This is a genomic window from Streptomyces sp. NPDC088732, assembly GCF_044751205.1.
Taxonomy (GTDB): Bacteria; Actinomycetota; Actinomycetes; order Streptomycetales; family Streptomycetaceae; genus Actinacidiphila.
In genome coordinates this window covers 42,696-58,259 of sequence record NZ_JBIVLI010000015.1, presented here as the reverse complement: position 1 = coordinate 58,259, position 15,564 = coordinate 42,696, and the positions used below count along the sequence as shown (strand labels likewise).

11 protein-coding genes are annotated in these 15,564 nt (G+C 68.0%); 3 read left to right on the top strand and 8 right to left on the bottom strand.

Annotation, left to right across the window (positions count from 1 at the left end; all coding sequences use genetic code 11):
* Positions 1-155: 155 nt before the first annotated feature.
* Together ACIP9H_RS24670 and ACIP9H_RS24665 are read right to left on the bottom strand one after the other, a co-directional pair.
* A complete protein-coding gene (locus ACIP9H_RS24670) occupies positions 156-815 on the bottom strand; it encodes a class I SAM-dependent methyltransferase (RefSeq protein WP_401960862.1) in 660 nt (219 codons plus the stop codon).
* Between the two features lie 16 nt (positions 816-831).
* Complete coding sequence (locus ACIP9H_RS24665) at positions 832-1,539, bottom strand: DNA alkylation repair protein (protein ID WP_401960860.1); 708 nt, start codon at positions 1,537-1,539, stop codon at positions 832-834.
* 66 nt (positions 1,540-1,605) lie between these two features.
* Here ACIP9H_RS24665 and ACIP9H_RS24660 point away from each other — a divergent pair, with 66 nt between their 5' ends.
* Entirely contained in the window at positions 1,606-2,298 is a 693-nt protein-coding gene (locus tag ACIP9H_RS24660) for a TVP38/TMEM64 family protein (RefSeq protein WP_401960859.1), read from the top strand.
* A 17-nt stretch (positions 2,299-2,315) separates the two neighbouring features.
* Here the strand turns inward: ACIP9H_RS24660 and ACIP9H_RS24655 are convergent, their stop codons facing one another.
* From ACIP9H_RS24655 to ACIP9H_RS24630, 6 genes are all read right to left on the bottom strand, one after another.
* Positions 2,316-2,966: a hypothetical protein gene (locus tag ACIP9H_RS24655; RefSeq protein WP_401960857.1), complete on the bottom strand. Its 651-nt coding sequence runs from the start codon at positions 2,964-2,966 to the stop codon at positions 2,316-2,318.
* A 38-nt stretch (positions 2,967-3,004) separates the two neighbouring features.
* Positions 3,005-3,619, bottom strand: coding sequence for a flavin reductase family protein (locus tag ACIP9H_RS24650; protein ID WP_401589928.1), 615 nt, complete (start codon positions 3,617-3,619; stop codon positions 3,005-3,007).
* Between the two features lie 690 nt (positions 3,620-4,309).
* Positions 4,310-7,237: a toll/interleukin-1 receptor domain-containing protein gene (locus ACIP9H_RS24645; RefSeq protein ID WP_401960854.1), complete on the bottom strand. Its 2,928-nt coding sequence runs from the start codon at positions 7,235-7,237 to the stop codon at positions 4,310-4,312.
* 129 nt (positions 7,238-7,366) lie between these two features.
* Positions 7,367-8,062, bottom strand: coding sequence for a hypothetical protein (locus ACIP9H_RS24640; protein ID WP_401960852.1), 696 nt, complete (start codon positions 8,060-8,062; stop codon positions 7,367-7,369).
* A gap of 126 nt (positions 8,063-8,188) precedes the next feature.
* Complete coding sequence (locus ACIP9H_RS24635) at positions 8,189-9,040, bottom strand: hypothetical protein (RefSeq protein WP_401960850.1); 852 nt, start codon at positions 9,038-9,040, stop codon at positions 8,189-8,191.
* A gap of 871 nt (positions 9,041-9,911) precedes the next feature.
* Positions 9,912-13,277, bottom strand: coding sequence for a type ISP restriction/modification enzyme (locus ACIP9H_RS24630; protein ID WP_401960849.1), 3,366 nt, complete (start codon positions 13,275-13,277; stop codon positions 9,912-9,914).
* An 863-nt stretch (positions 13,278-14,140) separates the two neighbouring features.
* On the opposite strand from ACIP9H_RS24630, the gene ACIP9H_RS24625 reads away from it, so the two are divergent.
* Both ACIP9H_RS24625 and ACIP9H_RS24620 read left to right on the top strand, forming a co-directional pair.
* Positions 14,141-15,163, top strand: coding sequence for an NlpC/P60 family protein (locus ACIP9H_RS24625; protein ID WP_401589931.1), 1,023 nt, complete (start codon positions 14,141-14,143; stop codon positions 15,161-15,163).
* Between the two features lie 139 nt (positions 15,164-15,302).
* Positions 15,303-15,563 carry a hypothetical protein gene (locus tag ACIP9H_RS24620; RefSeq protein ID WP_401589934.1) on the top strand — a complete coding sequence of 87 codons (261 nt, stop codon included), beginning with the start codon at positions 15,303-15,305 and terminating at the stop codon, positions 15,561-15,563.
* Position 15,564 lies beyond the last annotated feature (1 nt).

The window sequence follows — 15,564 nt, the reverse complement described above, 5'->3', positions numbered from 1 at the left end:
GTGGACCGGGGAAGCCGGTGCCGGCGCAGCCTTCGGCGCGTCCGCGACCGCGGAGGCGTCTGCGAGGAAGGCGTACCGGAACATGCCGCCGATCATGCGGCACGGGACGGGCCCGGGGCCACCCAATTTCCGCGACGGCACGACGCCGCGCCGCGTCACACGGCGCGGCGCGCCAGTACGTAGGCGCGGCGGGACGCGGCCTCGTGCGGGTAGTGCGTGCGCTCCAGGGCCGCCCGCACGGTGAACCCGGTGGCCTCCATGGCGGCGCGGACGTCCGCGGCGTCGAGGAAGTGGAAGTCCACGTCCACGTCGTGGTCCCACCAGCGCGCCATGTGGCGGACCTCGTCGCCGAGGTGGAAGGCGACGAGCAGCGGTGCGGCGGGGCGTAGCACACGCCTCATCTCCGCGAAGGCGGGCCCCAGTTCGTCCGGAGCGAGGTGGATCACGCTGTACAGGGCGACGGCGGCGCCGAACTCGCCGTCGGCGGCCGGGAGACGGCGCAGGTCGCCCACCCGGAACTCGGCGGCGGGGTGGTCGGCGCGGGCGAGCCCGACCATCCGCGGGGACAGGTCGATCCCCACCGCCCGCACGCCCCGCGCGGCGAGCCAGCCGGTCACATGGCCGGGTCCGCAGCCCAGGTCGGCGACGGGCGCGCCGTCGGCCGTCTCCTCGACGAGGGCCCCCAGGAGTGCGCGGTCGAGCGGCTTGTGCGCGAGTTCGCCGCCGATGCGCGTCCGGTACTCCCCCGCCACGGCGTCGTAACTCCGGCGCACACGGTCCCCCCTGTCCTGGTCGTGCTCTCCGGCACTGGGCATGCGCCCAGCATGGCAGTCACAGGCGCCGGGTGGCCTCGCGCACCGACAGCGGCGACAGCCGGTCCGCCGCCGAGACCACGAACTCCCTTACGGCGTCGGGATCGGTGCGGGCGTACTCGCGCAGCGCCCAGCCGATCGCCTTGCGGACGAAGAAGTCGCGGTGCCCCGACTGGAGCAGGCAGTAGCGGAACAGCCGCTCGGCGTCGGTGCCGCCCTTGTACGTGAGTTGGTGGAGCAGGGCGGTCCGCGCGATCCACAGGTCGCCGTCGGTGATCCACGCGTCCATGACGGCCACCAGCGCCGGATCGGCGGCGACCAGGGGCCCGACGACATGCGCCGCGAGCAGGTCGACCGTGTCCCACCAGGACTCGGTGGCCACGAGGTACCGGGCGGTGCCGAGGAACGCGGACGAGCAACTGCCGATGTGGCGGCGCAGGAAGTCGACCGCGAAATACCGGTACTCCCGTTCGGGCAGGGCCCAGCAGCGCAGCGCCACGCCCGCGCAGTCGGCCTCGCCGGGGCGGGGCAGGCCCGCCAGGACCTCCCGGGACAGCGCGCGCCGGGCAGGAGTGGCGATGCCGAGAAAGGGGAAGGCTCCGCGCATGTACGCCGCCGCGGAGGCGGCCCGAACCGGATCGGCGGCCGCGGCATACACCGTGGTCAGACGGGGCAGCACCAGATCGGCGAGTGCGCTGTCCGGTACGGCCGGGACATGGGATGTCATACGCGCACCGTACGCGGGACCACTGACGGACCCCGGACGGCCATCCTCCTCGGCTAGGCTCGCGGGATGTCCGACGCTCCTGCCCTGTCCGGTTCCCGCCCGCGCTCGCGCCTGCGCGTGTCGCCGTGGGTCCGGCTGGCGCTGCTCGTCGTGCTCCTCGTCGGCGCCGGGGTCTGCGTGCTGCTCTTCGAACCGCAGCGCTATCTCGCCGACGGCTGGCCCTCACAGCTCACGGGGTTCGCGGCGATCGTGCTGTTCACGGTCGGCTACGGCATCTGTGCCACGGCCTTCGTCCCCCGACCGCTGCTGAGCATGGGCGCCGGCGCGCTCTTCGGCTCGGTGTGGGGCCTGACCGCGGCCATCGGCGGCACGGTGATCTCCGCCGCGATCTGCTTCGTCCTCGGCCGGGTCCTGGGCCGCGACGCCCTGCGCCCGCTGCTCCGGGGCCGCATACTGCAGTCCGCCGACCGGCAGTTGAGCCGGCACGGCTTCCGCACGATGCTCCTGATGCGGCTCTTCCCCGGCATCCCCTTCTCAGCGGCCAACTACGCGGCGGCGGTGTCGGAGACGCGCCTGGTGCCGTATCTGATCGCGACGGCGCTCGGCGTGATCCCGAACACCGCGGCCTACGTCGTCGCGGGCAGCCGAGCCGCCACCCCCACCTCACCGGTGTTCCTGCTCGCGATGGGCTTCCTGGCCGTCACGGGACTCGGGGCACTGGTCTTCACGGCCTGGGCCCGCCGCCGGCGGCGCCGCTGACGCCCTCGCGGTTCCCGTCAGTCGAACCAGAAGGCGTGCTCCGGCAGGCCCTCGTAGACCCGGGCCGTCAGAAAATCGGGGCGGCCGAAGTGCTCCGCCTCGCCCCGGTGGACCGCCACCAGCGAGTCCGGTCCCCGCCACCATGTGTCGGCCAGACCTGCCACCAGCGGCACGGGATCAAGGCCGTCAAGGTCCAGGCCCGCCACGGCGTCTCCCGACAGCTGGGTGATGCGCCGCGCGTTCCGGTCGGCATCGTGTGCCAGGGCCACGGACTCGACCCACCCCTCGATGTGGGCGTGCAGCGGGGTCCACCGCCCGCCGCGGATCCCGAACTCGCCCTCGGGGCCGATCATGAAGCTGTAAGGAAGCGAGCAGCGCTGGTCGCCCGCCGCGAACCACCAGCCGCGCTCCTCCGCTCCGTCGGGGACGTCCGCACCGAGCACATGGGGGCCGCCGTCGTAGCGGGGCGCGGGTGGCAGCATGAAGCCGCCCCAGCGCGCCTCGTACGCGACCGCCCGGTCGATGGCCGCGGCGGAGATACCGTGTTCCCGCCACTGCTCCCGGTACCGCTCCAGGGGCCGCGGCTCGACGCGGACGGCGTGGAGCCACAGGAAGGAGGCCGCCATCCGGCTCAGTCCGTCGGGCACTTGGGTGACATGGTGGCTCACAGGCCGCAGCCTACGCGGCGGAGGCGCAGACCGGCCGGTCAGCCCTGGCGGGCGCCGGGCCAGTCGGCGTAGCGGATGCGGGAGATCTCCAGGACGTCGCCCGTCGTGCCCCACTCGTCCTTGCCGAGGCGCGCGAGCGGGCGCAGTTTGCGGACGTCCGGGCTGCCGTCGGCCATCACGGCCTCGGAGACGGCGGCGTGCACCACACGGCCGAAGACGACCGTCGAGTCGCCGAGGGTCACGGTGCTGTGCAGTTCGCACTCCAGGGCCACCGGGGAGGCCGCCACACGCGGCGGCTTGACCGCGTGGCTGGGCTCGCGGGCGATGCCGATCTCGTCGAACTCGCTGACGCCGCGCGGGAAGTCGGTCCCGGTCGCGTTGATCTGCTCGAAGAGGTGCTCGGGGGCGAGGTTGACCACGAACTGCCGGGTCTCCTCGATGTTGCGCAGTGAGTCCTTCCGGCCGACCGACGTGAACTGCACGACCGGCGGGCTGACGCACGCGACCGTGAAGAAGGAGTGCGGGGCGAGGTTCGCCGTTCCCGCCTCGCTCAGGGTCGACACCCACGCGATGGGCCGCGGCACGACCACGGAGGTCAGCAGCTTGTAGAACGGGTTGCGGCCCATGGCCTCGGGATCGAAGTCGATTCGCATGGGCGCCAGTATCCCCCTCGGGGGGGGCGGACCATAACCGCCCTCTCCGCCCTGGCCGAACGCGAGGTTCAGCCGTAAGTGTCTCTTATCGGACTCGGTCAGCGCGTATCTTCGTCGCGATGATGGCCAAGCCGAACTGGAGGCCCATCGCACGGGCCAGCTCCGTCAACGTCAGCTCGACGCCCCGCCCGTCCGCGCTCCGGCGCTCCACCATCGCGAGGTCGCCAACCGTCCACGGCCGCCCTGCGCTGCGGATCTTGTGCTCCGGCCCGGCACTGCCCCAGCGTCTGCCTCCGCCCCGCCTGTTGCCCCTTCGGCCTCATACGGCCCGGGACCGCGAATCAAGTTGGCACGGCTGGCCGCGCCGATCCGTTCCCCGGCCCGCCAGCCCTGCCCGCAGCTGATCAGCGTCGTAACGAGCCTGGCGCTTTCAAACTCTCGCTTCGCGTTGAATCAGAGACGCGTCGGGATCTGTGCGGTTTCGACGATGTGCCCGCCGAGGAGGGGCGGATCACATCCATGTCCGCGCTGTGTCGGCTGTTGGGCGCCTTTACCACAGTAACGTCTCAGCAGCTTGAACCTCCCCACCCCACGCTGAACGACCAAGTCTCCTCAAACCGAATGCAAAATTCCGCGCCTTCACCCGGCACCAAGGGAACCGTGACCTGCGCCTCCGACTCGGCAGTGCGTCTAAGTGCACGACTGTGGTGCTTCGCTACGCCGCGGGGTGAACTCCTGCCACTCGCGCGCCGTCAAGCCACCGTCCGCGATCCGGCACAGGGCGGTGCGCCAGTGCTCGGGATTCAGATCCCACAGGGTTGTTCCCTCGGATGTGACGACAGCCGCTTGATCTCCGGACCGGTTGCCCGCAACCGCCAGAGGGGTCCCGATGTCCCAGGGAGATGTCCACGTGGGTGCGGGTCCTCCGCGGTCAACATAATGGAAGGTGACACTCTCGGGTGCGAACGACACCAGCCGGGTAGCCGCGCCATCCGCCACCCAGCCCTGGGAGCCGGCCGGCCACTTGCTTCGAACGACCGACTTCCGCCGCCCAGTCCGGGGATCCCACAACTCCATTCCGCTGGATTTCTCACCGTCCCACTCGGTGCCATCGGCCGTGAAGTTCCAGTGGACCACGGAGAGAATCAGTGTCGAACCGTCAGGGCTCATCGCGATCCCGGTGACGTAGGCGTCGGGAAGGCGCAGTTGGACCGGTGCGGAAAGTTGCCCCTTCTCTCCGGGCTGCCGGACCTCGACCACGGCCTCGGGGGTCCTGGGGGCCTCGTAGCCACTGACGGTCAGGGTTGCCAGGCGACGGCCGTGAGGATCTGCCGCGAGCGGCCCTTCGCCCTTCAGGAACGATCCCGGCCGGCCGTCCCGGCCGACCAGCCGCACTCCCTTGTCCGTGGCCACCGCCAGCATGCCGGAAGACAACTCGACGACGCTGTACAGCACTTGGGCCCCGAGCCGATCGGCCGTCGTCTGCCACACCGGCGTCAGGGGCTCGCGACGCCAGCGGACGAGGCGGTATGCATCTCCTGACACGCCGATGGTCGTCAGGTGGTGCCCGTCCGGAGAAAAGACCAGATCGAGCCACTCAGTGCCCCGCCCATCGCCAGGTGAAGAACGGTCGATAGGTTTCACACGCTCTGGGTTGTAGACGGCGATGCGGTCTTGTTCGAGGGCGCCGAGTCGGCCCGCGTCGTCCCACTCTGCCCGGGAGACAGATGCGCCCCAGGAGAGTCGGCGAAACCTGTTGTCGTGTCCGGGAGTCGTCAGAGCAAGCTGCCGTTCGTCTGTGGAGAGCACCCTCCTGCCGTCGCTGCCGATGGCCAGGGCACGGATGCTCTCCGCGTGTCGGAACAGCTCGGTACGCGAACCGGACCTCAGATCCAGGGCGAACACCCGTCCGTCGGCGCAACCGACAACAGCAGTACGGCCGTCGGCTGCGGCCTTCAGGTCGTAGACGTCGCATCCGGCAGGCAGAGAGGCTCTGCCGTGACGCGACCCGTTCCCGGTGTCGACGAATTCCACACGAGTGCCTCGTACGGCCGCGATACGGCTGCCGTCCGGGGAGAAGGCGGTCGGCGTGCCGGGGAGAGCAATCGCCTCGCCCTTCGGCAACCACTGCCGACGTCGAAGGTCCCACGCGCGGAGGGTCGCGCGGTCACTGTCGATGTTTGTCGCCAGGGCGAGAACCCGTCGGCCGTCGGGGGAGATCACGACGTCGTCGATCCTCAGCCGAGGGCTGAGAGGCGGCGCCGTGGTGACCACCCCTCGCTCAGGATCCCAGAATTCCAGGCCGTTGCCACCGACGGGCTCCGCCAACACTGCATCCGCGTTTCCGGTATCGATACCGCCAGGCGCCGCAATCAGGGATGCATCCGCCGCGATGGCGAAAGTGGACCCGATCCTGTCGGTGTTCGGTCCTTCCCGGCCGCCCTCGGCAAGGTTCCAGCTCCGGATTCCGTGGCCTATCTGCGAGGCGAACAGCCGTCGCCCGTCGGGGCTGAAGACCAACTGGTCGATGTCGCCCCAGCCTTCCCCGCCAGCACCCGGTGGGGCGTCCTCGGACACCGGTGCAGTCAGAAGGTGCACTCGATGCGACAGGCCCGCGTCCCAGACCTCGATGGTCGAGCCGTCACGCCCGCTGAATGCAAAGAGGTTGTCCGGGCCGACCGCTGCGGCGACAAAGGAGACCGTCCCGTCCACCTGGTGATCCCGGATCAACTGGACGTGCCGCATCTGGTCCATGCGCTGGATCATGACAGTCGTGGACTCGGGAGTGGGCTTCATGGCGTACGCGGCGACGGCGAGCCTGGCCGCCAGCACCGGGTTCTGTTCGGCCTCTTCGGCCGATCGGTGCGCCATCGCCCGGGAGGTCGCCAGCTGCTCCTGCGCATCCGCCTCGTTCCTGGCGCCCTTCCACACCACCCACCCGACAAGCACCACCATCGCCATAAATATGGCGAACAGCGCGGAGTTACTGCGGCGTCGGCGTCGTTCCTCCCTGAGAAGTACCTCGACCTTCTCGCCGTACACAGGCGACGCCAGCTGGCAGACGATATTGTGGGCGGACGACAGCAGAAACGCGATTCTGGGGTGAATCAGCCAGCGACGCTTGAAAGGCCGCAGATCCACCCATTTCGGCTCCTGTTTGAAGAATCCGTACAGGGCGGGAGGTGCAGCGTCGGAATCAACCTTCTTGAAGTCGCTGGCCTCCTTGTCCCACTTCAATTGCCCGCCTGTGTGGGCGACCAGGACGGGGCGGCTGGCGTCCCTCTCACGCCACCACTCGATCTCGTGGTTGATCCATGTGGATTCCGCGGCCTCGGGCGAGGCAAGCAGGATCAGCGTGCGGGACGCGTCAAGAGCCCGCTTCAACTCGTCGGAGAGCTCGCCGCCGGCCGGGGTGGACCGCTGATCGAGGTAGATGCGGAGCTGTGGCCGTCTCCGCCGTCGATTGGTCCCTGGCAGCCCTGAACCGACACGCCGCAGCTTGTGCCGCAGGGCGGGCGCGAGCGCTCGGTCGGCTGCAGTGGCGTACGAGATGAAGGTGTCGTAATGCTCGTAGTCCTCGGAACGTTCGGACTTCCTAAGCCTCATACGCCACTTCACGCGGCCCCCTCCCGACGCTCGGAGTCCGGTTCTTCCCCCACCTTGTCGCCCGCCACACCAAGATCGCCGCGGTCACTTCGAACACAGATCACCACGGATGAGAACGAGGGACGGGTGCTTGAGACACGGTCAGCCGATGGCAGAGCGCCGCGCCGCGTCCTGCCCTGGCACGCCGACCGTGTGGCGAGCCGCGTGCCAGGCAGATCTGCGGAGATGGCGTTCGGGGTTGCGAATGCCGGCGATCTCACCCAGGCCAACGATATACGGCCGCAGATTGCGCTGAAGTTCACGCAGCGCCTGCCGGAACTCCGCGTTGTGGGGCCAGGCCGTCTCGTCCTCGTCGGGGTGGGCCTCCTCGAAGGCACGCAGCCGGGGATGCCAAGTGGCCAAGAAGGGGGCGAGCTCGAAGTTGAGGATGTCCAGGACCAGTTCGTGGACGGAGTCTCCGTCCGAAGGCGGAGGCGGGGCACTGCCGGACTCCAGGGGCTCGCGGTACATGTCGAACAGCGTCTTGAGGGACGCGAGGGCTTCGCGCAGATTGCCGCTTCCGTCGTCCAACGGACGGGTTGCCACGCGCGTCGCAGCCTGAAAAAACATGCGCAGCGCCGCCTGCCGCATGTCGGTGTTCGCCTTGAACGTCATCTCACTGCCGGGCAGGACGAGTCGCACCTCGGTCAACTGGACTGATCTGCGGTAGACATCGGTGCCGATTGCCAAGGCGACGCCGACAACACCGCCGACGACTACTGAGAGTAACTGGCCCCCCGTCCGACTGATGGAGTACGCGGCGACTCCAATAACGGCACCGACTGTCGCGGCCAGCACCGCCCGCCCCGCCGTACGCATCACAGCAGCGATGGCCCACCCCCGACGTACCGTCACCTCTTGTGTCCCTTCACCAGAATGCCTCGGTACACGGACGCCCATCCGCGCTGGTGGGAACCTACCGGGTCAGGTGCTCTGACGCAGGCGCCCCAGTCCGCGGCTTGCCAGGGCGGCGATCTCCTGGGGGTGGCGGGAACCGGCCAGCTGGTGGTTCTCCTCGTCGGTCAGGCCGTTGCGCACGCCCGTCCACGTGGGAGCGTCAGTGAGTGCCCGAAGCCGCTCAAGACCATTGAGGAGGCGGGGATCGGGCGGGGTGGCGTCCGAGGGATGGGGCAACTCCGGTGCACCGGTGAGGCCGAGCGTCTTGGCGATCTCGGCAGTGACTCCCCCGTAGCCAGCTGCGAGATAGACGGGCAGCCCGGCTTCCAAGGCCAGCGAAACTTCTTCCACGAGTCCCGGCAGGGTCCCGAGGAACCCTCCACGCTTGCCGCCGAGGAGCAGGTGCGCGTCCACATGGCGCATCAGGTAGCGACGCATGCCGGTGAGCGCTCGGTGCCTCGTCTCGGGGTCGGTCTCGGGCGCAGGGGCCTCCTCCCGATCGGCGCTGGGGGCCACCGGTTCGCCATCGATGCTGAGGCAGACGATCTCGCCGTAGCGTCCGAACTGTTGTCGATGGAGCTCGAGCTCCGACAGTGGCAGTCTGCGGTGCTCCGTCCAGGCGAGGCAGTTGAGCAACGGGCGGGACGAGGGCGCGTACGTCCGCATCTGCTCAATCAAGAAGAAGGTGTAGCCGTCTTGCCTCAGGTTTCCTCCGTAGGCCAGCTTGCCGCCTGCCGCCACGACGAGCTGCACGAGTTCACCGAGGACCGTACGGAAATGGGTTTCGGCCAAACCCAGCCTGCCCAGGTCCGCACTGGTCGCGACCGAGATACCGATCCGCTTTCCCGCCAGGGCATCGGTCGGCAGTTCGTCGGACATGTACGTCCCTCCGTTCTCGCGCATACGGCCCCGGTCCAAGCGACGAACCAGCTCCCTCCGTGACATCCCGCAACTGCGCGGCTCGGTTTGCCGGACCGGGGCGCCGGCGTGCAGAACGCTGAACCGGTGGGCGGTAGACGTGGTTGTGGCGGTCTGCGCCGTCTCTTCAGCTCCGCCGTTAGCGTTTCCGCTTCCGGAGGGTGAAAACTCATCCAGGTCGTCGATTCATCTACGTACCGGCTCAAGGACGTGGTCTGGTGCCGTCACAGAGCGTAAGACCGGTAGTCGTCCACCAAGTGGTTTGAGCTTGTTCCGCTTTGACGGACACCATTGGTGTGGTGGTCAGGCTGCATGCGCGGTCCCGTATTCGGCGGGGCTGCGGTAGCCGAGGGTGCTGTGCAGGCGGTGCAGGTTGTATCAGCTTTCGACGCAGTCGAAGATCGCGGGACGGGCGGCGGTCCGGCCGGCCCAGGTCGCGGTGTCAAGCAGTTCGCCACAGGCGCGGCATCGCCCAGACGGCCGCGTACAGCAGCCGAGGCTGCGCGTGCTCGACGAATCCTCAGCGCGCCTCGTCCGCTAATGGCCGAGCCGCGTGCCCGACGCGGCACATGGCGTGGTTGACGCACGCGGACTCGCACACGATGCCGCCTGGGGGGGCCCTTCAGTCGCACGCCAGCAGCCACCAGAGACCCCGGCAATGGTAGGCCCAGGGTGTGTAGCGTGATTCTATGCGCTGCCGCGAGCGCACGGCCGGAGGAACAGACCGGATATCTCCGCCGCGGTCGGGGTCAGTGAGCTCTGGCGTCCACATCCCGCACACGGCTGACGACGTTCGGGCGCCCCGCATGGGCAATCGGGCTAAGGCAGCAGCTTACGGAGCTTGTCGCTTCCTGCGGGGCTGTGTGGCGTCGGTTTTCCGGCCCCTCTCCGACCGCGTCATCGAAAGGCCGACAGGAGCGTTTTTGTCTGTGATGAGTGGCTTTACGGCGTGCGGCTCGCGCGCCTCGATTCCCTCGGTCCCGGGGATGGGGTCGGTCTGCAGGGGTGCGGGCGCGGAGCGACGGGCGGCGTCCGGGACCGGCAGGACGTGCCGGCGTTGCAACTCGGCGACGCTGATCAGCGGTGCCATAAGAACACGGTCGAGCAGTTCGTTCTGAGCCGGCTGCAGCTCGACCAGATGCCACAGGACGGCCAGCACGTATTGGAGTTCTTTGCTCCAGGCGGGCAGCCACCGCTCGGGCCGGATGCGGTCCAGTTCGCTGACGGCTCTACGGGACGGCGGTCCCGTCCTGCGTTTCAGCCAGCCGTCGAGAACGTTCTGTCCGCTGACCTGATAATCCCGCATCTGTTGAGTCACGGGCCCGAAAACGCCTTGACCGAAGCGGAGTTCCAGACGGTCAGGGTCGTAGACGAAGCCCTCGGGCAGTTCGTCCCTGCCCACCTGTCTCTGGTAGGTGATCGCCGACTGTGCGGTCGTCCAGACCTCCTGGGGTCCGCCGGGCCGCCCCGCCACCGGATCCACGAGCCTCTCTCCGAAGGTGGCGGCCCAGATCACCTTCCGCCCGATGTGCAGCGCCTCCGACCACAGGGCGGCGTCGCCGGTGAGAGGTACGCGGACGCCGACGGTGGCGAGTTCGTCATCGAAGCGGGACCGGAAACCCGGGTGAGCCGTGATCGCGGCGATGTATGCGAGCAAGTCCTCGGCCGAGACAGCCAGATCGCCGAAGGAGTTACGAAGGTGCTGGAGAAGACCGGGGGTCACATTGGGGGTGCCGTCTCTCTGTAGAAGGGGAATCACTCTACCGCCTCCCCAGCCAGCGAAGTGATCCATATCTGGCATAAGTGCCGTGAAGAGCGTGGCAGGGCCGTCGCCGAAACGATCGGAGTGCTGCTCCACGATGTGGATCTGTCCCTCGGCCCGGCTCTCCCACAGTTGTGGCGAGCATCTGTCGAGGACCCTGTTGTCCGGGATGATCCAGTGCCGGTCAAAGGGGCGAAAGGCGAAAAGCACCGGCTCCGGACACTCGGGGCCCGCCTCCAGCATCGGCCGCTGGGGCTGCGCCGAGCCTGGCAGCGGTTTGACCTGCCGGTCGATGGTACGGCTGTGGGTTTCCCTGAACAGGGCGCGCTTCTCAGCGATATCCGTCTCGGCGTGCAGTCTCCGCCACCGGGAACGCAGCGTGTCGGGGTCCGGAGAGTAGACCCATGTGCGCTTCGGCAGTATGCCAGGCACTTTCCAGGGCAGCAGATCGTCCAACGCAGGATATGTGTCCCAGGCTCCCCGTGCCGCGGGCATGAACGGAGCCCGAGCGGCCTGGCGCACCAACCGCCATCGGTCGCTGTCCGGCCCAAGGGCTTCGAGCTGCGTGTACTTCTCCTCGCGAGTGCTGCCATCAAGGGCCACGTATCTGATGTGGGCCGGTGCGGTCTCGGCCCTGCTGCGGACGAATACGGCAATCGCCAAGGGATGCTGCACACCTTCGAAGAGGCGTGTTCTCACTGGCGGCTGGATGCCCTCCGGGCTGAGGTCGATGATCCAGCCCTCCGAACAAGTCTCACGCAAATATTTCCTCATCCCTTCGAAACCCGGCCCGTTGAGGAAGCCCGCGGTGCTGATGAAGGCCACAATTCCGCGGTCCGACTCGGAACGATGCTGTTCGAAGACCTTGAAGGTGGCCCAGCGCCAGAAGTAGACGTACAGGTTCTTGAGCTTGTTCTCGTGCACTCCGTTCCTGCCCCCGAGGCGGAAGGCATCGAGTAGAGGTGCTCTGTCATCCCCCTCGCGGCCTCTCTCCACCCAGCCGCCTTCCCCCTCGGCTCTCTCCCGGTCCGGCGGGTTGCTGATCATGACGGTGACCTTCTGCTCGCGCTTGATCCAGTCCGCCTTACGGGTGTTCTCGACCAGAGGATCGCCATCAGGCAGAAACGTGAAGAGCGTGGCCCTCTCATACGGATCCGCGAGGGTGTCGGCGAGATGGAGTCGCAGGTCACCGAGTTGAGTTTCGGTGACCTGCTTGCGGAGGGTCTGGGTGATCCTCATCTGGGCGACCGCAAAGGCAGCCATCTGACGCTCGAAGCCGATCAGCCGGCCCGCCAACTGTTCCACCGCTTCGCCACGGAAGCCTTCCCCTCGACGGGAGCGTTCTTCAGCGACCCTGTCGATAATCTCGCTGAGGAATGTGCCGGTGCCCATGGCGGGGTCGACGATCGTCACCTGCTCGTCCGCGAAGCCCTCCGTACAGCCAAGGCGCGTGCGCAGGACGGCCTCGGTGAAGCGAACCATCTCCTTCACCAGACGGGGCGGGGTGTAGTACGTGCCGGAGCGTTTACGCAGCTCGCGGTCGTACTCCTGGAGGAAATCCTCGTAGAGATGAACGTGGGCATCGGGTGTCCGGGCCCGAATCGCCGCCCAGTCGACAGCATCGATGACCTGCACGAGCGTGTCGATTCGGCGAGCGAACTCGGCGTCCACCGTCTCCGTCAGCAACTGTAGGGCTCGACCCATAACTGTGTTCTCGGCCTGCAACTCATACGCGATGTCGACGAAGTTGCGGCCTGTGAGTGGCAGGTTCTCGATACGAGCCAGCAGCAGGGCGAAGGCAATCGTCTGGGTGTAGCGGTCGGCGAAGAGATGGTCGGGGTCTTGTCCATCGGTTGACGGGAAGAGCACCTTGCTCCAGTGGAGCGCCAAGGCAGTGAAAGGCTTGAGGATCCGCCGCCGGCTGCGAGGACTCTCTGGCCCCCTGCGTTCAAGTGCCAACTGCTCCAGCACCTCCTCTCGCAGGTACTGGCACAGGGGAGCGATAGACGACACCAACTGGCTGACACTGGTGATGGGCTGAGGCTGCCACCCGAGAAACTCCCGGAGCAGATCTCGAAACTCTGCTCCGTTGGCTTCGTTAATACGCAACCGGTTTCCGGACCGATACAGATCGCCTTCGAGCCGAACTGTGCGGAGAGGTCGCGAACCGCCTCGGTACAGGCACCAGGTATGACCGTTGCTGTACAGCACGTTGGGGAGCCGGCGCATCAAGTCCCACTGCTCCCGGTCCCGCTTCGTGAAACCGTCCGGCGTGACGTCGTGCCCAGGGGCCTTCAGCTCGAGGAAGCCCGTAATGCGCCCCGATGTCTCAACCGCATAGTCCGGACGTACCCGGGCCTCGGGCAAGGGATACTCAGGATGAAGGCGAGGACTCAGTTTCCAGCGCGCCCCGAAAGTCTCCACCAACTTCGCCACCGGCAGGCTAATCGATGCCTCCGTGTTGCTGACCCGCAGACGCTCCCTGCACTCGGATCCAAAGTCCGCCACGAGAGCCCGTATCCACTCCTCCGGCATCCTGTTCCCCCTCCGAGCCGTGGACGGACGATGGATCACCGCGGACACATCTTGTTGGAGTCGAGAGGACCGGCTCAGTGCGCACGAGGGGCGCGTAAGAGGCACGGACAGCGCACTTCGTGACCACTGGGAAAAAGGGGACAGGAGGTGGTCGCGTGGAACCCGCGGAAGAGCCGTTTCACGGTGGGCAGCTTGGTCGGCTGCCCGGCGATCGCGCAGGTGGTCGCTGCGCGTCAACGCCGCCCCGGAGGGGCCAGCGGGTGCCTGCCACACCGACCCACCCGGCATGAGCGGCCAGCCCCGCACGAACCGCTCCCTTAGGTTGGAGCCTGTCGGCCGCTGAGTTGATCAACTACAGGAGGGAGTGGCGGCAGTGTTCGTACGGCGACCGCCCATGGGCGCTGCAGACCAAGCAACCAACCGCCCTCTGCCGTCCCATGGAACCCCCTTTCCTTAGAAACGGTCCTCCCTGACGATCAACCAGGAGCGCTGCGTCAACTCGTCGTCACTGTAGGTGCAATACGGGCAAAAAAGGGGGCTCGGGCGGACGACTTTATTTCGTAAGGGATTTGATCCGATCACAAGATGGTCACTAGGGTCATGCCTCGAACCTCTGTGCAGCGATCACCCAATCGGGGTGGCGGCAGAGGTCCCGCCGATCCGAAGCGGCGTGCGTACGACGGGGGACGCCGACGCTCGGGGCCGGGGAACCGCTGTTCCCGACGCATGCGGCAGGCGGCTGGAGGAAGAAGGAGCTCGCCTGCGTGGCGTCCCACCGCCGTCCCAAGCAGACCAGTCGCGCACGTGTCACCGTGCTCACCGCGACCGCCGCCGCAGCCGTGGCCCTCTCCGCCCAGGCCGCCCAGGCCGCCCCGGCCAAGCAGTCCGTCAAGAGCGTCAAGGCCAAGGTCGACGCGCTGTACGAGCAGACCGAGCAGGCCACCGAGAAGCTCAACGGCGCCAAGGCGAAGCAGGAGCAGCTGCAGAAGCAGGTCGAGGTCATCCAGGACGAGGTGGCCCGCCAGCAGGGCGAACTCAACGACCTCCAGGACGACCTCGGCGCCCTCGCCAGCGCCCAGTACCGCAGCGGCGGCATCGACCCCACGCTCCAGCTCTTCCTCTCCACCGACCCGGAGAGCTACCTCGACAAGGCGTCCACGATCGAGGCGCTGAGCACCCAGCAGGCCGAGGGCCTGCGGCAGATCGCGGAGAAGAAGCGCAGCCTCGACCAGCAGAAGGCGGAGGCGGCGAGCAAGCTCTCCGAGCTGGACCGGACCCGCGCCGAACTGACCAGGAACAAGAAGGCGGTCCAGGGCAAGCTGGCGGAGACGCAGAAGCTGCTCAACTCGCTGACGGCCGCTCAGCGCGCCGCGGTCGCCGCCGCGGACGTCGTCGCCGTTGGTGGCGAGCACGTCAACCTGGGCAACGACACCCCGGCCTCCGGCCGCGCGGCCGCCGCTCTCGCGGCCGCCCAGACCCGGATCAACATGCCGTACGTCTTCAGCCACACGGGTCCGACGTCCTTCGACTGCTCGGGCCTGACCATGTGGGCGTACGCCCAGGCCGACGTCAGGCTGCCCCGGATGTCGCAGGACCAGGCGAACGCCGGCACCCGCCTGACGATGAGTCAGCTCAAGCCCGGCGACCTGGTCCTCTTCTACGGCGACCTGCACCACATCGGCCTCTACGCGGGCAACGGCATGGTCCTGCACGCGCCCCACTCCGGCGCGTTCGTCCGCTACGAGTCGATCAACAACATGCCGTTCCAGTTCGGGGTCCGCGTCTGACCCGGGACCACCGGGCGGTCTTCACACGGTGTCCGGGATCCGCGGGGTGTCACAGCCCGGGCACCGCCCGGTCACGGGCCGCCCGCGCGGCGGAACGGCGGCGCATGATGCTCCCGTAGCCATCACCACGGGGGGAACCATGCGCACACGTACCGCCGCACTCGCGGCCGCCGTCGTCACCGCGGCAGCCGCCCTGCTGCTCACCGGCTGCGGCAGCGACGCCACGTCCGACACCGCCGCCTGCAAGGCCGCCGTGACCGAGCTGTTCGACGACATCAAGCACAACTCCACCGACTTCAGCCGCCCGGGAGCCTGTGCGGGCGTCGACGAGGCCACCCTTCAGCGCATCATCACCGAGGTCGGCCAGGAGCAGATGAAGAGTGCCGGCCTGGCACCCTGAG

What these genes read in the sequence shown, in the direction of transcription:
- ACIP9H_RS24635 (WP_401960850.1), bottom strand. Translation starts at nt 9,040, where the DNA reads ATGTCCGACGAACTGCCGACCGATGCCCTGGCGGGAAAGCGGATCGGT.
- ACIP9H_RS24620 (WP_401589934.1), top strand. Translation starts at nt 15,303, where the DNA reads ATGCGCACACGTACCGCCGCACTCGCGGCCGCCGTCGTCACCGCGGCA.
- ACIP9H_RS24660 (WP_401960859.1), top strand. Translation starts at nt 1,606, where the DNA reads ATGTCCGACGCTCCTGCCCTGTCCGGTTCCCGCCCGCGCTCGCGCCTG.
- ACIP9H_RS24650 (WP_401589928.1), bottom strand. Translation starts at nt 3,619, where the DNA reads ATGCGAATCGACTTCGATCCCGAGGCCATGGGCCGCAACCCGTTCTAC.
- ACIP9H_RS24670 (WP_401960862.1), bottom strand. Translation starts at nt 815, where the DNA reads ATGCCCAGTGCCGGAGAGCACGACCAGGACAGGGGGGACCGTGTGCGC.
- ACIP9H_RS24665 (WP_401960860.1), bottom strand. Translation starts at nt 1,539, where the DNA reads ATGACATCCCATGTCCCGGCCGTACCGGACAGCGCACTCGCCGATCTG.